Origin of the sequence: Micromonospora sp. LHW51205 (genome assembly GCF_003315815.1) — a bacterium.
Lineage (GTDB): Bacteria > Actinomycetota > Actinomycetes > Mycobacteriales > Micromonosporaceae > Micromonospora > Micromonospora chalcea.
The window spans coordinates 815,729-836,643 of sequence record NZ_QMEZ01000002.1; the positions used below are offsets into that span (position 1 = coordinate 815,729).

19 protein-coding genes are annotated in these 20,915 nt (G+C 72.7%); 7 read left to right on the forward strand and 12 right to left on the reverse strand.

Annotated elements, in window-relative coordinates:
- Positions 1-7: 7 nt before the first annotated feature.
- Positions 8-547 carry a GNAT family N-acetyltransferase gene (locus DQE82_RS11760; protein WP_113972664.1) on the reverse strand — a complete coding sequence of 180 codons (540 nt, stop codon included), beginning with the start codon at positions 545-547 and terminating at the stop codon, positions 8-10.
- A 78-nt stretch (positions 548-625) separates the two neighbouring features.
- Here DQE82_RS11760 and DQE82_RS11765 point away from each other — a divergent pair, with 78 nt between their 5' ends.
- Genes DQE82_RS11765 through DQE82_RS11780 form a run of 4 tightly spaced genes read left to right on the forward strand, consistent with a single transcriptional unit; the run spans position 626 to position 3,213 of the window.
- Positions 626-1,549: an ABC transporter ATP-binding protein gene (locus DQE82_RS11765; RefSeq protein ID WP_113972665.1), complete on the forward strand. Its 924-nt coding sequence runs from the start codon at positions 626-628 to the stop codon at positions 1,547-1,549.
- Between the two features lie 36 nt (positions 1,550-1,585).
- Complete coding sequence (locus DQE82_RS11770; RefSeq protein ID WP_069088862.1) at positions 1,586-2,377, forward strand: ABC transporter permease; 792 nt, start codon at positions 1,586-1,588, stop codon at positions 2,375-2,377.
- Complete coding sequence (locus DQE82_RS11775; protein WP_113972666.1) at positions 2,374-2,925, forward strand: TetR/AcrR family transcriptional regulator; 552 nt, start codon at positions 2,374-2,376, stop codon at positions 2,923-2,925. The genes DQE82_RS11770 and DQE82_RS11775 overlap by 4 nt, the downstream gene beginning before the upstream one ends.
- Before the next feature lie 33 nt (positions 2,926-2,958).
- Entirely contained in the window at positions 2,959-3,213 is a 255-nt protein-coding gene (locus tag DQE82_RS11780; protein ID WP_043329066.1) for a type II toxin-antitoxin system Phd/YefM family antitoxin, read from the forward strand.
- Between the two features lie 92 nt (positions 3,214-3,305).
- On the opposite strand, the gene DQE82_RS11785 is transcribed toward DQE82_RS11780, so the two are convergent.
- The 10 genes from DQE82_RS11785 to ppdK all read right to left on the reverse strand — a co-directional run bounded on the left by DQE82_RS11785 (position 3,306) and on the right by ppdK (position 15,043).
- Positions 3,306-3,848: a hypothetical protein gene (locus DQE82_RS11785; RefSeq protein ID WP_043329065.1), complete on the reverse strand. Its 543-nt coding sequence runs from the start codon at positions 3,846-3,848 to the stop codon at positions 3,306-3,308.
- Complete coding sequence (dnaG, locus tag DQE82_RS11790) at positions 3,848-5,737, reverse strand: DNA primase (protein ID WP_113972667.1); 1,890 nt, start codon at positions 5,735-5,737, stop codon at positions 3,848-3,850. Before dnaG ends, DQE82_RS11785 begins: the two co-directional genes overlap by 1 nt.
- 73 nt (positions 5,738-5,810) lie before the next feature.
- The gene (locus DQE82_RS11795; protein ID WP_013287928.1) at positions 5,811-6,056 is read right to left on the reverse strand and encodes a helix-turn-helix transcriptional regulator; all 246 of its coding nucleotides are present in this window, start codon (positions 6,054-6,056) and stop codon (positions 5,811-5,813) included.
- A gap of 10 nt (positions 6,057-6,066) precedes the next feature.
- Positions 6,067-6,918: an ABC transporter permease gene (locus DQE82_RS11800; RefSeq protein WP_043329061.1), complete on the reverse strand. Its 852-nt coding sequence runs from the start codon at positions 6,916-6,918 to the stop codon at positions 6,067-6,069.
- Entirely contained in the window at positions 6,915-7,889 is a 975-nt protein-coding gene (locus DQE82_RS11805) for an ABC transporter ATP-binding protein (RefSeq protein WP_113972668.1), read from the reverse strand. Before DQE82_RS11805 ends, DQE82_RS11800 begins: the two co-directional genes overlap by 4 nt.
- A 44-nt stretch (positions 7,890-7,933) precedes the next feature.
- A complete protein-coding gene (locus DQE82_RS11810) occupies positions 7,934-9,568 on the reverse strand; it encodes a BCCT family transporter (RefSeq protein WP_113972669.1) in 1,635 nt (544 codons plus the stop codon).
- A 186-nt stretch (positions 9,569-9,754) separates the two neighbouring features.
- Entirely contained in the window at positions 9,755-10,591 is an 837-nt protein-coding gene (locus DQE82_RS11815) for a siderophore-interacting protein (protein WP_113972670.1), read from the reverse strand.
- Positions 10,592-10,629: 38 nt separating this feature from the next.
- Positions 10,630-11,865, reverse strand: a complete 1,236-nt coding sequence (locus DQE82_RS11820) for a deoxyguanosinetriphosphate triphosphohydrolase (protein WP_113972671.1) — start codon at positions 11,863-11,865, stop codon at positions 10,630-10,632.
- Positions 11,852-12,217: a VOC family protein gene (locus tag DQE82_RS11825; RefSeq protein WP_043329055.1), complete on the reverse strand. Its 366-nt coding sequence runs from the start codon at positions 12,215-12,217 to the stop codon at positions 11,852-11,854. Before DQE82_RS11825 ends, DQE82_RS11820 begins: the two co-directional genes overlap by 14 nt.
- Before the next feature lie 117 nt (positions 12,218-12,334).
- Positions 12,335-15,043 (reverse strand): pyruvate, phosphate dikinase, encoded by a 2,709-nt coding sequence (ppdK, locus tag DQE82_RS11830; protein ID WP_043329053.1) that lies wholly within the window; start codon positions 15,041-15,043, stop codon positions 12,335-12,337.
- A 310-nt stretch (positions 15,044-15,353) separates the two neighbouring features.
- Here ppdK and DQE82_RS11835 point away from each other — a divergent pair, with 310 nt between their 5' ends.
- Together DQE82_RS11835 and DQE82_RS11840 are read left to right on the forward strand one after the other, a co-directional pair.
- A complete protein-coding gene (locus tag DQE82_RS11835) occupies positions 15,354-17,114 on the forward strand; it encodes a beta-N-acetylhexosaminidase (RefSeq protein ID WP_113972672.1) in 1,761 nt (586 codons plus the stop codon).
- Positions 17,115-17,833: 719 nt separating this feature from the next.
- Positions 17,834-18,490, forward strand: coding sequence for a C39 family peptidase (locus DQE82_RS11840; RefSeq protein WP_113972673.1), 657 nt, complete (start codon positions 17,834-17,836; stop codon positions 18,488-18,490).
- Positions 18,491-18,549: 59 nt separating this feature from the next.
- On the opposite strand, the gene dusB is transcribed toward DQE82_RS11840, so the two are convergent.
- Positions 18,550-19,713: a tRNA dihydrouridine synthase DusB gene (gene dusB, locus DQE82_RS11845; RefSeq protein WP_064448147.1), complete on the reverse strand. Its 1,164-nt coding sequence runs from the start codon at positions 19,711-19,713 to the stop codon at positions 18,550-18,552.
- A gap of 178 nt (positions 19,714-19,891) precedes the next feature.
- On the opposite strand from dusB, the gene DQE82_RS11850 reads away from it, so the two are divergent.
- Positions 19,892-20,863: a type IV toxin-antitoxin system AbiEi family antitoxin domain-containing protein gene (locus DQE82_RS11850; protein WP_113972674.1), complete on the forward strand. Its 972-nt coding sequence runs from the start codon at positions 19,892-19,894 to the stop codon at positions 20,861-20,863.
- The last annotated feature ends 52 nt before the right edge of the window (positions 20,864-20,915 follow it).

A 20,915-nucleotide genomic window follows, 5' to 3' on the forward strand; every position in this document is an offset into this window, starting at 1 on the left:
GGCCCCGCTACGGCGTCCAGTCGCGCCGCAGCAGACCGTAGAGCGCCATGTCGGCGAAGCCGTCGCCGTCGTACTCGCGGTCGCGCTGGGTGCCCTCGTGGACGAAGCCGCACCGCTCGGCGGTACGCCGCATGGCCGTGTTGCCGGCCAGCGTCTCGATCTCCAGGCGCCGCAGGTTGCGGTTGCGGAAGCCGTACCGGCAGAGCAGCCGGATCACCTCGGTGCCGTAGCCCTGGCCGCGCGCCTCGGGCAGCAGCGTGATGCCGAGGTGGGCGTACCCGTTGAAGGTGTTGATCCCCCACAGCACGCCGGTGCCGAGGAACGTGCCGTCGGCGACGGTCTCGGCCAGCAGTGTCACCGGATCGCCGGCTTCCGGCTGCTCGGCGGCGCGCTTCTCCAGCCGGGCCCGGACCTGGCCGACGTGGTACGGCAGGAACGGCTCGCCGTCGGTGATCAGGCGCAGTTCCGGGTCGCTGTGCAGGCGGAACAGGTCCGGCGCGTCGTCGGGGGTGGGCGGGCGCAGCCGTACGCGCTCGGTGGCGAACATGCCGCGACGCTAGCGGCGGCAGGGCAGGTCGACAACCGGATTTGGCCACCCTACCGACCGGTCGGTAGGGTGGCGGGCATGACGCCGCTCGTGCTCGCCACCGCCCTGACCAAGACCTACGGGACACGTGACGCCCTGCGCTCGCTCGACCTCGCCGTCGAGACGGGCAGCCGGTTCGTCGTGCTCGGCCACAACGGCGCCGGCAAGTCCACGCTGCTGGAGATCATCGCCACCCTGCGCACCCCGACCTCGGGCTCGGTGCGCGTCGGCGGCTTCGACACCGTGACCCAGGCGCGGGACGCGCGTCGCCTGATCGGCCTGGCGCCGCAGTCGAACGCGCTGGACCCCCTCGCCACCCCGGCGGAGGTGCTCGACTTCCACGGCGTGGCGCTCGGGCTCGGCCGCCGGCAGCGGGCCCGCCGCACGCGGGAACTCGTCGACCTGTTCGGGCTGGGCGAGCACCGCTCGTCCCGGGTGGCCAAGCTCTCCGGCGGCACCCGCCGCAAGCTGGACCTGGCGGTGGCGCTCGTCGCCGAGCCCGCAGTGGTGATCCTGGACGAGCCGACCACCGGCCTGGACCCGCTCGCACGCATCGACTTCTGGACCGAGCTGACCCGCCTCAACCACAGCGGCACCTCGCTGCTCATCTCGACCCAGGACCTGCACGAGGCCGACGTGCTGGCCACGGAGATCGCCGTGCTACGGGACGGCCGGGTGGTCGCCCAGGGCCCACCGGCGTCGCTCAAGGGGCGCGTCGGCGCCCGAACGCTCACGCTCGACCTGTCCGACGCCGCCGCCGCGACCGCGCTCGTCGCCGCGTCCGAAGCCGGGTTCCGCGCCGACCCCGACCACCCGGACCGGGTACGCCTCAGCGTCCCCGACGACCCCCGCGCGCTGACCGCTGCCCTGCACGAAGCCGGCGCGATCGCCGCCGACATCACCCGGCTCCATCTCACCGAGCCCTCCCTCGACGACGTCTTCGTCGCCCTCGCCGCCCGCTGAGGCGCGCCCCCACCGCACCCCGAAAGGCCCGACACCGTGCTCCCGCTCGCGCTCACCCCGCCCCGCCGCTCTTCGGCCCCGGTCGTCCTCGCGGCGATCAGACGCTCGACCCGGGCCGTGCTCCGTACCCCGGCGCTGCTCGTGGCCCCGGTCGCCCAGTCCCTGTTCTTCCTGCTCGTCTACGCCGGGCAGCTCGACGCCGTGGGCAGCACCTATCTGGGCGGGACGAGCTTCATCGCGTTCCTGCTGCCGCTGATCCTGCTCACCGGCGTCGCCACCGGCGCGGGCGCGGCCGGCACGCTCGTGCTGGGCGACATCACCAGCGGATACCTGGACCGCCTCCGGCTCGCCCACGGGACCACGACGCCGTTCCTCGTCGGCCCGGTCGTCGCCGCGCTGCTCGCTGTCGTACTCCAGATGGTGGTGACCGTCGCCGGGGCCGTCGCGATCGGCTACCGGCCGGCGAGCTGGTCCGGCGTCGCCGGAATGCTCCTGCTGATGCTCGCGCTCGGACTCGGCGTCGCGCTGCTGAGCACGGCGCTCGCCATCCGGTCGGACTCGGCGTCCACCACCAACCTGGTCACGCTCGTCGTGTTCGGCCTGTCGTTCTTCACCGGCGTGTTCGCGCCGGTCGACGAACTCGCCGGCTGGATGCGGGTGATCGCCACCGTCAACCCGCTCACCTATATCGTCGACACCGCCCGGCAGCTCGGCGGCGGCACGCCGCTCGCCGCGGCCCCGATCGGCGTCGCGGCGCTCGCCGCCCTCACCGTCGCCGGAACCGCCGCCTGCGCCCTCGCCCTCCACCACGCCAGGAAGAACCGATGAGCGACACCCGCACCCAGATCATGGACGCCTTCGCCGAACAGCTCGCCGCGACCGGCTACCAGGGCATCTCCCTGGTCGGCGTCGGCCGCAGCGTCGGCATCCAGAAGCCGTCCATCTACCACCACTTCCCGGGCGGCAAGGAGGACCTCTACATCGCGGTGGCGGAGCGGTACATCCGGGACGTCGGCGGCAGGATCTCGGCGGCGCTGGCCGGCCCCGGCGACGTGCCGCACCGGCTGCACGCGCTCGCCACCGTCGCCGCCGGGCAGCACGGCGACGCGATCACGTTCGAGCAGCGCATCTACGACACGCTGCCGCTCGTCTCCGCCGAGACCAGCGAGCACGTCTCGGGCCTCTACGTCGACCTGATGCTGGCCCCGGTGACCCGGTTCTTCGCCGATGCCCGCGCCGAGGGCGCGGTCACCGGCGAACCGGAGTTCCTGATGAACGCGTTCCTGCACCTGGCCCGTGCGGCCGACCTCACCGACGAGACCGGCCCCGCACGGGTCGTCGCGCTCTTCCTCAACGGCGCCCGCCCACGTGCCTAAACTAAGAGCTTAGCTAACCGAGGAGGGCGCGCCATGTCGGCTGAGGCTGTGCACTACAACATGCATGATGCCAAGACCCACCTGTCGCGCATCATCGAGCGGGTGGAACGCGGCGAAGAGATCATCATCGACCGGGCGGGCACCCCCGTGGCGAAGGTCGTACCGCTGGTGCGCCGGACCGACCGCACGGCGATCGGCTCCCTCGCGGGGCAGGTGGACCTCTCGGGTGACTGGGATTCGCCACAGACCAACGCCGAGATCGCCGCCGACTTCGGGATCGGCGCATGACCCTGCTGCTGGACACCCACGTCGCGCTCTGGGCCATCACCCGCGACGCCTCCATCCCGCTCTACGAGGTCGACGTCCTCAAGGTGTAGACCTCAGACGTCGGCGGGGGTGGTGGCGGCCCGCGCCGCTGCGACCAGCCGGGCGGTCTCGGCGGCCACGTCCTCGTCGTCGGTGGGCGTCCCCGGGTCGTAGCGGACCGTCCAGGTCAGCCCGTCGACGCCGGGCACCCGCCGGGCGGCGATCCGCCCGGAGCCGCCGGGCATCTCGTGGTGCGAGGTGTACGCCACCGAGCCGGTGACCCGGTCCCGGACCTGGTGCGGCAGGTCACCCGGGTCGACGAGCAGGTACGTCTCGGGCAGGCCGTCCGCCACCACCAGGTAGCCGTCGCGCTCGGCGACCGGCTCGGCCGGGGTGACAGTCAGCTCGCGGCCGGACCAGACCGCCTTGAGGATGTCGTGCCAGCCGAGGCGCTCCACCCGGCCGGGCAGCCAGAGGCCACGGTTGCTGGCGACCAGCACGCCGTCGTTGCCGCCCTCGCCGGTGCCGGCGGCGGCCCAGGCGAGCACCCGCTCGTCGGCGGCCAGCGGCGGCCGGTCGGCGGACGGCAGTTTCGGCCGGCGGTTGAACAGTCCCATCACAATCCTCCGGCGGCCTGCTCGCGCAGTGCCCGTGCGTGCTGTTCCAGCGACAGCAGTTCCCCGAACAGGGCGAAGTACTCGTCCTTGTTGCTCACCGGGTTGACCCGCTGGATCTTCGACTTGAGGTCACGGATGCGGCCGGTGACCGAACTCCACTGGAGCCGGGCCATGGTGATCGAGACGTACCTCGGGTCCGGCTCGCCGTCGATGCGCAGCGGCTCCACCGCCAGCTCGCCGATGAGCGCCTGCCCGGCCAGGTCGTCGCAGGCGTCGCGGACCCGTTCGATCCAGACCGCGCCGCCGGTGGCAGTGGACGCGCCGCCGGCCGCCGCCACGGCGGCGCGTACCGCGACGTGCACCGGGTGCTGGTAGTCGGTCACCTCGACCGCGTCGAACATCGGACCGGCCAGCACCGGCTCCTGCAACGCCAGCTTGAGCGCCTCCCGCTCCACCATGGAACGTGGACTGTCCACAGCGGGCGTGGCCCGGCCGGGGCGGGCCGGCGCGGCGCCGCTGGCCTGCGGCCCGTGTGCCGCGTTGAGCACCGCGCGCTGCACCGGCTCGATCTCCATGCCGAGGTCGCCGGCGAGCTTGCGCACGTACTCCGGGCGCTTCTCCCGGTCCTTGATCTTCGCCACGAGCGGCGCGGCGCGGCGCATGGCCTCGACCCGGCCGTCGACGGTGTCCAGGTCGAACCGGCTGATCACGTGCCGGAGCGCGAAGTCGACCAGCGGCTCGCGGCGGGCCACCAGGTCGCGCACGGCCAGGTCGCCCTTTGCCAGGCGCAGCTCGCACGGGTCCATGTTGTCGGGGCTGACCGCGATGAAGGTACGCCCGACGAAGCGCTGGTCGTCCTCGAACGCGCGCAACGCGGCCTTCTGCCCGGCGGCGTCGCCGTCGAAGGTGAAGATGATCTCGCCGGCCCGTTCGTCGCTGTCGAACAGCACCCGGCGCAGCACCGAGATGTGGTCGCCGCCGAACGCCGTGCCGCAGGTCGCCACCGCCGTCGGCACGTCGGCGAGGTGACAGGCCATCACGTCGGTGTAGCCCTCGACCACCACCACCTTGCCCTGCTTGGCGATCTCCCGCTTGGCCTGGTCGATGCCGTAGAGCACGTGCGACTTCTTGTAGATCGGCGTCTCGGGGGTGTTCAGGTATTTCGGGCCGTCGTCGTCGTCGAACAGCTTGCGGGCGCCGAAGCCGATCACGTCACCGGTGATGTCCCGGATCGGCCACATCAGGCGGCGGCGGAACCTGTCGATCAGCGAACCGGAGCGGGCCGGGCGGGACAGCCCGGCGGTGACCAGCTCGTCGTGGGTGAAGCCCTGCTGGCGCAGGTGCTTGGTGAGCAGGTCCCACCCGTCGGGGGCGAAGCCACAGCCGTACCGCTCGGCGGCGGACCGGTCGAAGCCGCGCCCGGCGAGGAACTCGCGGGCCGGGCGGGCGCCGGCGGTGGTGAGCTGGGCCCGGTAGAACTCGACGGCGGCGGCGTGCGCGGCCACCAGTCGCTGCCGCTGCCCCTGCTGCGGGCGGGTACGCGGCGCGGACCTGTCGTCCTCGACATAGCGCAACTGGATGCCGGCGCGGGCGGCCAGCCGCTCGACGGACTCGACGAAGCTGAGGTGCTCGGCGTCCATCAGGAACTTGATCGCGTCGCCGCCGACCCCGCAGCCGAAGCAGTAGAACACGTTGCGGGCGGGCGAGACGTTGAACGACGGGCTCTTCTCGTCGTGGAACGGGCAGAGCCCCTTGAGGTTGCCGCCACCGGCCGACTTGAGCGTCACCACCTCGGAGATGACGTCCGCGATGGCGGTGCGCTCGCGGACCAGCGCGATGTCCTCGTCCCGGATCCGCCCCGCCATGACCGCCACCCCCTCGGCGTACATCCTGCCCTGCCGGACCGACGATCCGGCGGCCGGGGGGACGGGCGTGTGGCCGACCACGCCCGTCCCCGCCGGCTCAGGCCGAGCGGGCCGCCGCGGGGTCGCCGATACGCGGGAACGGCTCGATGGAGAAGACCACCTCGACCGGCACCTCGAAGTACGCGGCGATGCGCAGCGCCAGGTGCAGGCTGGGCCGGAACTCGCCGCGCTCCAGGTAACCGACGGTCTGGTAGTGCACACCGAGCGCGTCGGCCAGTTGCCGCCGGGAGATGCCCCGTTCGGCGCGCAGCACCGCGATCCGGTTGTGCACGGTCTCGCTCATCGACGCCCTCTCATCCGACCCGCTGCATGGCCCGCTCCCGCCGGGCCGCGACCCGCGAGCCGGACTCCCGGCGGGCCATCCGGCGCAGCACCACCGGGGCCAGCACGAGCCCGAGCACCGCCCAGGCGCCGAGCACGCCGACCGTCTCCAGGTGCCGCCAGGAGCCGCCGAGTTCGACTGCTGCCAGGTCGCCGGGGAGCAGCGCCGAGCGCATGCCCAAGCCTAGCCAGTAGAGCGGGAACACCTGGGCGACGCCCTGCAGCCAGCCGGGCAGGCCGTTGATCGGATAGAAGATGCCGGACAGCGCGATCAGGCCGAAGATCGGCATCACCACCAGGCCCATGTTGCGCGGGTTCTCGATCAGCGAGCCGATCACCGCGCCCAGCGGCAGCGTCGCCACCAGCCCGAGCGGCACCACCCAGGCCAGCGTGAGCCAGGCGCCCGGGTCGCCGAGCCGCAGCCCGTCCAGGAAGAACAGCCCGGGCGTGAGCTGGATGACCACGCCGATCAGTGCGACCGCCGAGACCAGCACGATCTTGCCGACCAGGTAGCCGAGCATGCCGTCCGGGATGGCCTTGGCGCGCAGCAGCGTGCCGTCCTCCCGGTCGATGACGAGCTGGTTGGCCAGCCCGAGCAGGCCGCCGAAGAGCAGGCCCATGCCGAGCGCGCTGGGCAGCGTACGGGCGCCGAGCGAGAAGTCTGTGCCGGGCACCGTCGAGCCGCGCATCCAGAACACGGCGATCAGCAGCACCACGGTGGGGAAGAAGTAGGTCCAGAGATCCTGGCCGTTTGTGAACGTCGCGCGCAGCTCGATCACGCCGCGCCGCAGCCCGGCCCGTAGCGCGTTGGTGGTCGGGTTCATCGGTCCGCCTCCTGCTGCCACACCCGCTCGGCCCGGCCGGTACGGATGCCGGTCTCCTCCTCGTGCACCAGCGCCAGGTACGCGTCCTCCAGGCTGGCCCGGCGCACCTCCAGCTCGCCTATCCGGTCGCCGTGCTCGCGGAGCAGGTCGCGCAGGAACGCGGTGGCGTCGGGGGTGGCGTGCACGTACCGCTCGCCGTCGCGGGTCCAGCGCACCTCGGCGTCCCCCGCGACGCGCCGGGCGAGCTGGTCGGGCGACCCCTCGGCGATGATCCGGCCGCCGGCCAGGATGAGGATGCGGTCGGCCAGCTTCTCCGCCTCGGCCAGGTCGTGCGTGGTCAGCACGATGGTGGTCTCGTCCAGGTCGGCCAGGCGGTGCACCAGTTCGTGGAACTCGCGCCGGGCGGCCGGGTCGAAGCCGACAGTGGGCTCGTCCAGGAACAGCAGCTCCGGGCGGCCGACGATGCCGACCGCCACGTCCAGCCGGCGGCGCTGACCGCCGGAGAGCCGCGACACCCGGCTTCCCCCGTGCGCGGTCAGGCCCACCGTCTCCAGCAGCTCGTCGACCGGCCACGGCCGCGGGATCCGGTCGGTGCCGTACGGCGCGTAGAAGTCGCCGAGGTGGGCGAGCAGTTCCCGTACCCGCCACTTGCCGTGGTCGCGCCAGGACTGGAGCACCACGCCCAGCCGTGCGCGCCACCGCTCGTCGCCGCGGGCCGGGTCGCTGCCGAGCACGCGCACCGTGCCGGCCGAGGGCAGCCGGAAGCCTTCGAGGATCTCGATGGTGGTGGTCTTGCCGGCGCCGTTGGGCCCGAGCAGCGCCACCACCTCGCCCCGCCGGGCGGTCAGGTCGACGCCGTGCAGCACGTCGACGGCGCCGTAGCGCATACGCAGATCCCGCACGTCGAGGACGAGATCCTCGTCGGGCGGGCGGGGGGACGCGACGGCCCCAGGAAGTTCGACCGCAGTCATGCCTCGAAATGTAGCACCTATGCTACAAACCGAGGTACCCCCACTCAGCGGCGCCGACTGTGGAACCAGCGGGTGACGGGGGCCGGCTCCTCCTCCTCGTACGACCGGGCCGCGTTCACCGCAGCGGCCAGGCCGGAGCGGCGGGGCCGGGGCCCGGCGCGCAGCACCGGATCGACGGCCATCTCCCGGAGCACCGCGACGGCCAGGCCCAGCATCACCACGACGAACGGCAACGCGACCAGGATGGTCGCCTGTTGCAGCGCGGCCAGCCCGCCGGCCAGCAGCAACGCCGCCGCGACAGCGCCGATCAGCACACCCCAGAGCACCACCACCCCGCGGTGCGGCCGCAGCGCGCCGCGCGAGCTGAGCGAGCCGAGCACCAGCGACGCCGAGTCCGCGCTGGTGACGAAGTAGAGCGCGATCAGCACCATGGCGAGCACGCTCGTCAGCGTGGCCAGCGGCAGCGCGTCGAGCAGCCCGAACAGCGCCTGCTCGGACCCGGCTTCCACGTCGGCCACCAGGTCCCGGGTGCCGGTGGTCTGCGTACGCAGGGCGGTCCCGCCCATCACCGCGAACCAGACGGTGCTCGCGCCGCTGGGTATCAGCAGCACCCCGATCAGGAACTGGCGGACCGTACGGCCGCGTGAGATGCGGGCGATGAACGTGCCCACGAACGGCGCCCAGGAGATCCACCACGCCCAGTAGAAGATGGTCCACGAGCCCAGCCAGGCCGGATCGGAGAACGCCCCGGTACGCGTCGACATGCGCACCAGGCCGCTCAGGTAGTCACCGACCGAGGCCGGCAACACCTCCAGCGTGTAGACGGTCGGACCGACCACGAACACGAACAGCATCAGTACGACGGCGATCAGCACGTTCGTGGTGGACAGCCACTTGACGCCCCGGTGCAGTCCGGAGAAGGCGGAGACGACGAAGGCGAGCGTGAGCGCGCCGATGATCGTCAGCTCGACGGCCCGGCCGTCCGGCACGCCGGCCACCAGGTCGAGGCCGGCCGCCACCTGGAGCGCGCCCAGCCCGAGACTGGTTGCGGAGCCGAACACGGTGGCGAAGACGGCGAGCAGGTCGATCGCGCGGCCGAGCGGGCCGTCGGTCCGGTCGCCGAGCAGCGGCGTGAACGCGGACGAGATGCGGTTGCCCCGCCCCTTGCGGAACGTCGAGTACGCCAGGGCCAGCGCCGCGATCGCGTAGATGCCCCACGGATGCAGCGTCCAGTGGAAGAGCGTGTACTGCATGGCGGTCGCGGCGGCGGCCCCGGTCTGCGGCGCGACGCCGGAGGCGGGAGGCGGCGTCGCGTAGTGCTGGATCGGTTCGGCCACGGCGAAGAACACCAGGCCGATTCCCATGCCGGCGCTGAACATCATGGCGACCCAGGCCAGCGTGTCGAACTCCGGCTCGTCGTCGTCGGCGCCCAGCCGGATCCGGCCGAACCGGGAGGCGGCCACGACGACCGCCAGCACCAGGAAGGCGTCCGCCGCGAGCACGAAGAACCAGCCGAACGTGCTCACGGTCCAACTCAGCCCGGCCGCGCCGAACGACGCCAGGGAACCACGCGCGAACACGCCCCAGGCCACCACGGCCAGCACCCCGGCCACGCCGACCCCGAGCACCACCCGGTCGGCCGGCTGCGTCCCGGCCCGCTCCCCCACGTCTTCCCCCATGACCCCATCCTGGGCAGCGCAGCCGCCCGGGTAGGACGAAACGCCCACTCCGCCTCCGTCGATCATGGAGTTGTGGCGCCCAGGATGCCCGCTTCACACCGGTATCAGAGGCACCACAACTCCAAGATCGGCGTCGGGAGCGGGGGCGGCGGGCGGCGGGCGGCGAGCGGCGAGCGGCGAGGGCGGTCAGGAGGGGACGGCGGTGGCCTCCTCGGCCTCCACCGCGGCGTTCCAGGCCGGCTTGGTGGAGCGCCAGCCCTCGTCGTCCAGGCCCTGCCGCCAGTAGCCGGAGATGGACAGGTCGCCCCGGGGCACGCCGCGCTCGACCCGCAGCAGCCGCCGCAGCTCCTTCACCGCGCCGGCCTCGCCGTGCACGAACGCGTGCACCCGGCCGGGCGGGAACTCCAGCGCCCGTACCGCCTCGACCAGCGGCTCGCCGTACGGGCGGCCGTCGCGGTGCAGCCAGCACACCTCGACAGCGCCCGCACTGGTCAGGGGCAGCTCGTCGGCCGGGCCGCCGACCTCGACGTACACCTTCGCGGGCGCGCCCGCCGGCAGCCGCTCCAGGGCGGCGGCGATGGCCGGCAGCGCGCTGTCGTCGCCCGCCAGCAGGTGCCAGTCGGCGGCCGGGTCCGGCGCGTACGCGCCGCCCGGCCCGGTGAACAACACCCGGTCGCCGGGACGCAGCGCCGCCGCCCACGGCCCGGCCAGCCCCTCGTCGCCGTGGTGCACCACGTCCACCGTCATCTCACCCGCCGCGGCGTCCCAGGCCCGCACCGTGTACGCGCGCAGACGCGGCCACTGCTCCGCCGGGAACTCCCGCTTGATCGTCGCCAGGTCGACCGGGTACGGGTAGGTCACCCCGGCCGGCGGGAAGACGAACTTCACGTAGTGGTCGGTGTACGCGCCCACCGGCAGCCCGGCCAGCTCGGGACCGCCCAGGACCAGGCGGATCAGGTGTGGGGTGGGCCGCGTGGTCCGGACGACCGTGGCGGCGGTGAGCTTCTTCGGGCGGTCCGTCATGCCACTTAGGCTAACCTAAGCTCGCCGGGGTGATCCGGTCAGCTCGGCGACACCAGGCGGGCGTGCCAGGCCAGCGCGGCCGGATCGGTGAGCGAGGCGACCTGGTCGATCACCACGCGCAGCCGTCCGGCGTCGTCCGCCGCGTCCCGCCACAACGGCGCGAACACCGGGTCGAGCGCGTCCGGCGCCCGGTCCAGCAGCGCCGTCACCAGCCCGGCCAGGACGTCGCGCTGCCGCGCGTACCGGCCCTCGGCACCGGGGCGGCGCATCACGTACCGCAGCGCGATGCCCTTGAGCAGCGCGCACTGCGCCCGGGTCCGGCGCGGCACCTCCAGGTCGGCGGCGTAGCGGCGGTGCGGGCCGGGCCCGTGGCGCTGCTGCGTGGCGGCCACCACGCGGGAGACGAACCGGCCGGTGAGCACGCTCGTGGTGGCCTTCAGCGCGGCGAGCGCACGGTGGCTGCCGTCGTACGCGGCCAGCGGGGCGAGCACCGGGTCGGCGAGCAGGTCGGCGAGCACCTCGCCCAGGTCCTCCGGCGCCTCACCCGAGTACGTGGCGGACACGTCGGCGCAGAGCGCCCGCCGTTCGTCCGCGTCGGCCAGCAGCGGGCGCAGGTCGACGTATCCGCCGTGGATGCCGTCCTCGACGTCGTGCACCGAGTACGCCACGTCGTCGGCCCAGTCCATCACCTGGGCCTCCAGGCAGCGCCGGGTGCCGGGCGGCGCGCCCTCGCGCAGCCAGTCGAAGACCGGGCGGTCGTCGGCGTACACGCCGAACTTGCGCTCGCCGGGCCGGCGCGGCCACGGGTACTTGCTCACCGCGTCCAGCGCGGCCCGGGTCAGGTTCAGCCCGGCCGAACGCCCGTCCGCTGTGAGCACCTTGGCCTCCAGCCGGGTGAGCACCCGCAGCGTCTGCGCGTTGCCCTCGAACCCGCCGCAGGCGGCGGCCAGCTCGTCCAGCGCGTACTCGCCGTTGTGCCCGAACGGCGGGTGGCCCAGGTCGTGGGCCAGCCCGGCGGTGTCCACCACGTCCGGGTCGCAGCCGAGGCGGGCGCCCATCTCGCGGGCGATCTGCGCGACCTCCAGCGAGTGGGTCAGGCGGGTACGCAGGAAGTCGTCGGTGCCGGCGGTGTGCACCTGCGTCTTCGCGGCGAGCCGCCGGAACGCCGCCGAGTGCAGCACCCGGGCACGGTCCCGCTCGAACGGCGACCGGCCGTACCCGGTGTCCTTCGGCGCCTCGTCGACCAGCCGCGCCGCGTCGTCAGCCCCGGTCACCGTTGCCGCGTTGGCGCAACACGCAGAACTCGTTGCCCTCCGGGTCGGCGAGCACCGTCCACTCCACGTCTCCCTGGCCGATGTCGACGTGCCGCGCGCCCATGTCGACCAGGCGCTCGACCTCGGCTTCCAGGTCGGCCGGGCGCAGGTCGATGTGCAGCCGGTTCTTCCCCTCCTTCGGCCCGGCGACCGGGACGAAGACGAGACCGGGCAGCGTGTCGGGGGTGCGGCGGATCTCCACCTCGTCCGGCTTGTCGGTGACCACCTGATAACCGAGCGCCTCCGCCCACCAACTGGCGAGCCGGGACGGGTCCCGGGCGTCGATGGTCAGGTTCTCCCAGACGGCGGTCATGCGCCCACCCCTCCTGATCGACACGTGGCGGAAGCTCAGGTTACGCCGACAAGGCCGGAAAGGCGCGCCAGGCGGTACGCGGGGCCGTCGATGAACACCGGCGGCCCCGCGTCGGCGTCAGCGGGAGTCGGAGCCGGTGGTGGTGATCGCCGCCCGGCCGGCCTCCAGGCGCGCCACCGGCACCCGGAACGGCGAGCAGGAGACGTAGTCCAGGCCGACCTCGTGGAAGAAGTGCACCGAGTCCGGGTCACCGCCGTGCTCGCCGCAGACGCCCAGCTTCAGGCCCGGGCGGGCCGCCCGGCCCTCCTCGGCGGCGATGCGGACCAGCCGGCCGACGCCGTCGGTGTCGATCGACTCGAACGGCGAGATGCCGAAGATGCCCAGCTCCAGGTAGCGCCAGAAGAACGCGCCCTCCACGTCGTCGCGGGAGAAGCCCCAGCCCATCTGGGTCAGGTCGTTGGTGCCGAAGGAGAAGAACTCGGCCGCCTCGGCGATCTGCCCGGCGGTCAGCGCCGCCCGGGGCACCTCGATCATCGTGCCGATCAGCACCTCGACGCCGCTGTCCCCGACCACCTCGGCGATGATCCGCTCGGCCTCGGCGCGTACCGTCTCCAGCTCCTGCACGGCCCCGACGAGCGGCACCATGATCTCCGGGCAGGCCTTGCCGCCGTCGCGGACGACCGCCACGGCGGCCTCGGCGATCGCGCGGACCTGCATGGCGAACAGGCCCGGGATGACCAGGCCGAGCCGGACGCCGCGCAGGCCCAGCATCGGGTTCTCCTCGTGCATCCGCCGGACGGCGGCGAGCAGCGCCTCCTCCTTCGCGACGTCCTCACCGCGCTCCTGCGCGACCGCGACGTTCACCGCGAGCTGCTCCAGCGGGGGCAGGAACTCGTGCAGCGGCGGGTCGATCAGCCGCACGGTGACCGGCAGGCCGTCCATCTCCCGGAAGATCTCGATGAAGTCGGCCCGCTGCAGCGGCAGCAGCGCCGCGAGCGCGTCCTCCCGCTCCCGCGCGCCGGAGGCCAGGATGAGCCGCTCGACCAGCTCGCGCCGGTCACCGAGGAACATGTGCTCGGTGCGGCACAGGCCGATGCCCTCGGCACCGAAGCGCCGGGCCCGGGCCGCGTCCGCGCCGGTGTCGGCGTTCGTGCGCACGCGCAGCCGCCGCGCCGCGTCGGCGTGCGTCATGATCCGGTGTACGGAGCGGACCAGCGCGTCGTCGGTGTTCTCCGGGTCGAGTTCGCCCTCGAAGTACTGCACCACCTCGGACGGCATGACCGGCACCTCGCCGAGGTACACCTTGCCGGTGGTGCCGTCGATCGAGACCACGTCGCCCTCGTTCACCACGTGGTCGCCCACTGTGAACCTCTTCGCCGGCACGTTCACGTCCAGCTCGTCGGCGCCGGAGACGCAGGTCTTGCCCATGCCGCGGGCCACCACCGCGGCGTGGCTGGTCTTGCCGCCCCGGGAGGTCAGGATGCCCTTGGCGGCGATCATGCCGTTGAGGTCGTCCGGGTTGGTCTCCCGGCGGACCAGGATGACCGCCTCGCCCTCGGCGGCCAGCTCGACCGCCCGGGCCGAGGTGAAGACGACCTTGCCGGACGCGGCGCCCGGGGAGGCGCCGATGCCCTTGGCGACCGCCTCGAACTCGTGGTCGAGCTGGAAGCGCGGGAACATCAGCTGGGCGAGCTGCGCGCCGTTGACCCGGTGCAGCGCCTCGTCCAGGTCGATCAGGCCCTCGTCGACGAGCTGCCCGGCGATGACGAACGCGGCGGCGGCGGTGCGCTTGCCGACCCGGGTCTGCAGCATCCAGAGCTTGCCGCGCTCGATGGTGAACTCGATGTCGCAGAGGTCCTTGTAGTGCTCCTCCAGCCGGGCCATGATGCCGAGCAGCTGGTCGTAGGAGGTCTTGTCGAGCTGCTCCAGCTCCTGCAACGGCACGGTGTTGCGGATGCCCGCGACCACGTCCTCGCCCTGGGCGTTGGCCAGGTAGTCGCCGTAGATGCCCTGCGCGCCGCTGCCCGGGTCGCGGGTGAACGCGACGCCGGTGCCCGAGTCGGGGCCGAGGTTGCCGAAGACCATCGCCACCACGTTGACGGCGGTGCCCAGGTCGGCCGGGATGCGCTCCTGGCGGCGGTAGAGGATCGCCCGCTCCGCGTTCCACGAGTCGAAGACCGCGCGGATGGCGAGGTCGAGCTGCTCGCGCGGCTCCTGCGGGAACTCGCGGCCGGTGTGCTTGGCGAAGATCTTCTTGTACGCGTCGACCAGCCCCCGCAGGTCGTCGGCGTCCAGGTCGAGGTCGTTGTGGGTGCCCTTGGCGCTCTTGATCTCGTCCAGCGCGTGCTCGAACTCCTCGCCCGGCACCTCGCAGACGGTCTTGCCGAACATCTGGATCAGCCGGCGGTAGGAGTCCCAGGCGAACCTGTCGTTCCCACCCGCCTGGTTGCTGAGGCCGACCACGCTGCGGTCGTTGAGGCCCACGTTGAGGACGGTCTCCATCATGCCGGGCATGGAGAACTTGGCGCCGGAGCGTACCGAGACCAGCAGCGGGTCGTCCGGGTCGCCGAGGCGGCGGCCCATCTCGCGCTCCAGGGACTCCAGGTGCGCCTCGATCTGCGCGGCCAGGCCGTCGGGCTCACGCCCGGTCGTCAGGTACGCCTTGCAGGCCTCGGTGGTGATCGTGAAGCCGGGCGGAACCGGCAGGCCGAGGTTGGTCATCTCGGCCAGGTTGGCCCCCTTGCCGCCGAGCAGATCCTTCAAATCCTTGTTGCCCTCGGCGAAGTCGTACACGTACTTGTGCTCGCCCGATTCCTGCGCTTCCACCAGAGCCTCCAACGCGCGCCATTGACACTTAACGAAGGTTTAGTTCGGACATACCCCGGGAGTGACCACCGGTAATCCCGGCTCGTCAGCGTCGGTGGGCCGAAGGCTAGGCGAGTTTCGTGAAACCTGGGAGCGTTCGGTGACTTTCGGCACAACGGTCGCCACTATGCGCGTTCGTACGGGTTGTTGGGAACGCTTCCACGAGCACGATCACGCAATTCCGCTTCCCCTCGTACTCTTGACTGACTGCGTCCCGCGGATCCTCACCTTTGCCATATCCCGCGCGAATACACCCCTCGGAGCCGTCGCCGTGCCGACCACACCCACCGCCCCGGAGACCGGGCCGGAGCCGACCGAAACCCGTCCCACCAGCACGCCGGGTGAAGTGCTGCCCGGCGTGGCGACGCCTGCCGCCGAGCTGGCGCGGGTCGCCGCGGGCCGTGCCACCGAGGTGCTCGCCGGACCGGCGCCGGTCCGGTTCGACGACGTGGTGCCCGCGCCCGAGCAGGTGTTCCCGGACCCCGCGGGCGACTTCACGCTGGGCGCGGACGCGGCGCTGCGGGTCAGCCCCGCCGGGCGGGACGTGGCCGAGCAGCTCGCCGCCTGGCTGCGTCCGGCCACCGGCTTCCCGCTGCCGGTCACCGACGTCCCCGCCCGGGGGGACGGCCCGCTGACGCTCACGCTGTGCCCGTCCGCCCCGGATGCCGCCGCTGCTCCCGGGACCCGGGCGACGGACGACGGCTCCGGCGGGCCGGCCGTCGGCGGGCTCGAGGGCGAGGGCTACCACCTCGACGTGACCGCCACCGGCGTCCGGATCACCGCCGCCACCCCGGCCGGCCTGTTCCACGGCGCGCAGACGCTACGGCAGCTCCTGCCGGCGGCGATCGAGAGCCCCACGCCGGTCGCCACCCGCTGGGCAGTATCCGGCGGCACGGTCGTCGACCGTCCGCGTTTCCCCTATCGGGGCGCCATGCTCGACGTGGCCCGGCACTTCTTCCCCGTCGAGGACGTGCTGCGGGTGGTCGACCACCTGGCCCGGTACAAGCTCAACCACCTGCACCTGCACCTCACCGACGACCAGGGCTGGCGGATCGCCGTCGACTCCTGGCCCCGGCTCACCGAAGTAGGCGGGGCGACAGCTGTCGGCGGCGGCCCCGGCGGCTGGTACTCCCGCGACGACTACCGGCGCATCGTCGCGTACGCGGCCCGCCGGCACGTCACCGTGGTGCCCGAGATCGACCTGCCCGGCCACACCAACGCGGCGCTTCTCGCGTACCCCGAACTGGCACCCGGCAAGGTCGCGCCACCGCCCTACACCGGCACCGAGGTCGGGTTCAGCTACGTCGACCCCGCCGACGAGCGGACGTACGCCTTCGTCGCGGACGTGGTCGGCGAGGTGGCCGCGCTGACGCCGGGGCCGTGGCTGCACCTCGGCGGCGACGAGGCGTTCAAGGTGCCGGCCGAGAGCTACCGCACCTTCGTGGAACGGGCGCAGCGACTGGTGCAGGCCACCGGCAAGACGGTGGTCGGCTGGCACCAGCTCGCCCCGGCCGGGCACGTCGACGGGCGCGTCCTGCAGTGGTGGGGCACGAACGGCGACGACCCGGAGACCGCCGACGCGGTACGCCGGGGCGCCCGGGTGATCCTCTCCCCCGCCAACCACGCGTACCTGGACATGAAGTACGCGCCGGACACCCCGATCGGGCACGACTGGGCGGGTCTCATCGACGTGCGCCGGGCGTACGAGTGGGATCCGGGCACCCACGTGCGGGGCGTACCGGCCGAGGCCGTGCTGGGCGTGGAGGCGCCGCTGTGGACCGAGTCGGTGAGTACGCCGGCCGAGGTCGAGTACATGCTCTTCCCCCGCCTGCCCGCCGTCGCGGAGCTGGGCTGGTCCCCGCGTGCCACGCACGACTGGCAGCGGTTCCGCAGCCGCCTCGCCGGCCACGGCCCGCGCTGGGCCACCGCCGGCATCACCTTCCACCCATCCCCCGAGATCCCCTGGCCCCCCACCCCCACACCCGTCCCCACCCCGCGCCGCCGCCCGGAGGACAGCCCTCGTCGATCATGAGGTTGGCGGCGACAAACCGGACACAAACCGCCGCCAACCTCATGATCGCCCGCTGCTGCGGGAGGTCTTGGGGCGCCGCGGCTTGATCGACTCCAGCTCGGCGAGGTGGTGGCATCAGAGGCTCCGCGACACCACCACGTCGGCGAGCTGGAGTTGATCACACCCAGGGCCAGGGCAGCGCGCCGGAAAACGGACAGCTCACGCCCGCCGGAGCCGCGAACACCCCTCACCAAGCGCGTTGTCGACCAAGGAGTTTGCGGGATCTTGCAGTTGCCGCCCCGGAAAAAGGTGCGAATCGGGCACCTCAAGGGCCGCAAGTGCAAGATCGCGATCGAGGGTTGGGCGCTCGGGTGTGATCAAGGGGTTTGTGTCTGTTCTGGGTGGTCTGTCGGACACGAACTCCTTGATCAACGCCGGGCGGGCGCTGGGTGGATTGTCCGGGTTCGGGGTGGTGGGCGCCACGGCTGGGCTGGAATCGGGGCGGGGTGCGGGGCGTTGTACATGGCAGACCGCGCCGCACCCGCCGACCACCCCGCCCTACCCCCGGGCGGGCTGGGAATGAGGCCGGGGCGCGGGTCGTTACATCCCCGAGCCGCCGGAGCAGGCCGTCCCCCTGGCCGCCCGAGCGAGCCACCGGCCCGACGCACATACCGGGCCACCTGATCTTTCTTCGCGGCATCCCCCATCGCCGCGTACCCCCGACAGAGAGGCAACTGATCATGGCTACCACTCTGCTGCGCAAGACCGTTCTGACCGCTGCCGGTGTCGTCGCCACCGCCGGTGGCATCGCCGGCCCCGCCGTCGCCGCCCAGGCCACCCCGGCCGAGCGCGCCGCCGCGCAGGTCACCACCGACCGCAAGGGCCACGGCGAGCGGGAACTCGACGTCCGCTACGAAGCCCAGCCCAACTTCTACTTCTGCGGCCCCGCCGCCGCCCGCAACGCGCTGAGCGTGCAGGGCAAGAACATCGACGTACACGCCATGGCCCGCGAGATGGGCACCACCGAAGCCGGCACCAACTCCATCAACGACATCACCCCGGTACTGAACAAGGAGACCGGTAAGGACGTCTACAAGTCCACCGAGATCCCCGTGGACAAGGCCCGCGACCGCGACAAGGTCGACAAGCTGCGCGCCGACGTGGTCAAGACCGTCGACGACGGCCGTGCCGTGGTGGCCAACATCGCCGGCACCGCAACCGACACCGACGGCAACGCCCACTCCTTCGAGGGTGGCCACTACATCAGCGTGGTGGGCTACCGCGACGGCGGGAAGGTCGTGACGATCGCCGACTCGGCCAACCCCAACCAGGCCTCCTACCGGATGGACGTGGACGAGCTCGCCCGCTGGATCGCCAGCCGCGGCTACAGCTCCTGACCGAACACGAAGGGCCCGACCCCCACCACGGGGTCGGGCCCTTCGGCGTACCCGGGTTGTCAGCCGCCGGAGTCGTCCAGCTCGGCGCCGTCCGGCGGGGTGTCGTCGTCGCGGCTGGCCAGCCACCCGTCGGGCAGGAAGACCTTGCCCGGGGAGTTGGTGCGGCCGCGCGGCTGGCCGAGGTTCTCCACCGGGAACGGTACGGCCGGGTCGAGCTTGCCGAGCAGGTCGTCGAGCTGCGCCAAGCTCTCGATCATGGCGAGCGAGCGGCGCAGCTCGCTGCCGATCGGGAAGCCCTTCAGGTACCAGGCGACGTGCTTGCGGAAGTCGGTGCAGCCGTCCCGCTCGCCCCGGGCCGGGTTGCGGGCGCCGGCCACGAACTGCTCCACCAGCAGCTCGGCGTGCCGGCGCATGGTCACCGCCACCTCGCCGAGCGAGGGCAGCCGCCGCTCGGGGCTGCCGTTGAACGCGGCCTCCAGGTCGGCGAACAGCCACGGCCGGCCCAGGCAGCCGCGCCCGATCACCACGCCGTCCACGCCGGTGTGCGCGACCATCCGCAGCGCGTCGTCGGCCTCCCAGATGTCACCGTTGCCGAGCACCGGCACGTCGAGCGCCGACTTGAGCGTGGCGATCGCGTCCCAGTCGGCGGTGCCGGAGTAGCGCTGCGCGGCCGTACGCCCGTGCAGGGCGACCGCCGCGACGCCCGCGTCCTGGGCCGCCAGCCCCGCCTCGACGTACGTCAGGTGGTCGTCGTCGATGCCCTTGCGCATCTTGACGGTGACCGGCACCCCGGCGGGTGACGCGGCGTCCACCGCGGCCTTGACCAGCCGGGCGAACAGCCGGCGGCGCCACGGCAGGGCCGAGCCGCCGCCGCGCCGGGTGACCTTGGGTACGGGGCAGCCGAAGTTCAGGTCGATGTGATCCGCGAGGTCGCGTTCGACCACGATCCGCACGGCGGCGGCGGTGATCTCCGGGTCGGTGCCGTAGAGCTGGAGGCTGCGGGGCTGCTCCTCGGCGCCGAAGGCGATCATGCGGAGCGTCTTCGGGTTCCGCTCGACGAGCGCCCGGGTGGTGATCATCTCGCAGACGTAGATGCCGCCGCCCTGCTCGCGGCAGAGCCGGCGGAAGCCGACGTTGGTGATCCCGGCCATCGGCGCGAGCACCACCGGCGGCCACACCTCGTGGGGGCCGATGGTCAGCGCGGGCAGCGTAGGGGCAGTCACCGACCAAGTGTAAGGAAGGGCCCCTTATTAACGTCTCCGGTAGCGCAGGGGCCCCTTGTTAACAGGGCGCATATCACAGCCGGCCCGCCTCGCGGACGCTCTCCACAGCCGGGCCGGCTGTCCACAGGGCGGGCGAGCGGGCCACAGAAGGATCGGCGGAGCCCGCACGCTGCCGGGCATGCCCGAACAACCACCCGAACTCGGCGACCTGGCGGAACGCCAGCAGCAGATCGTCACGCGGACGCAGCTTCTCGGCGTCGGATACGACGACATGTACCTGTACCGGCAGACCCGGCGCGGCCTGTGGCAGCGCGTGCTGCCGGCCACGTACGCGCTCGTCACCGGCACCCTCACCGACGAGCAACGACGCATCTCGGCGGCGCTCTACGCAGGCGCCGACGCGCAGCTCACCGGCCTGGCCGCCCTGATCTGGTACGGCTTCCGGCACAGTCCGCGCACTGCTGACGTACACCTGATCCTGCCGCACCACGCGCGGCGCCGCTCGGCCGGTCACGCGGTGATCGCGCGGGCCCTGGAGCTTGATCCGCGGGCCCGGCGGACCACGCTCTATCCGGTGTGCTCGCCGGCGCGGGCGGTGGTGGACGCGGCCCGCGACCTGCGCCAGTTGCGGCCGGTACGGGCGACGGTGGCGGAGGCCGTGCAGCGCGGCTTCACCGATCTGGACAGCCTGGACGCGGAGATCCGCCGGGCCCGGCGCAGCCGCACCGCCCTGATCCGGAAGGCGTTCGCCGAAATCACGGACGGGGTCCGCTCCGCGCCGGAGACCGAGCTGCGGGAGTGCCTGGGCGGCAGCGGCGTGCTCGGCGGGATCCTGTGGAACCCGCGGCTGTCGGCGGCCGACGGCACCCGCCTGCCGACGCCGGACGGCTACCTCGCCGACTGCGCGGTGGCGCTGGAGGTCGACTCGCGGGAGTACCACCTCAGCCCGACCGACTGGGCACGGACGCTGGACCGGCACAACGAGTTGAGCCGGTACGGGGTGCTGGTCCTGCACTTCACGCCGGCGCAGATCCGCAGGGAGCCGGGCCGGGTGCGGCGCACGGTCGAGGACGCGTACGCGGCCAGGCGCGGGGTGGGCGCCGCGACCGGCGTACGGGCGGAGCCGATCTCCCCCGGCGACGGGTGTTAAGAAGGGGCCCCTTCTCTACGCGAGGCGTTAAGAAGGGGCCCTTCCTTACAGC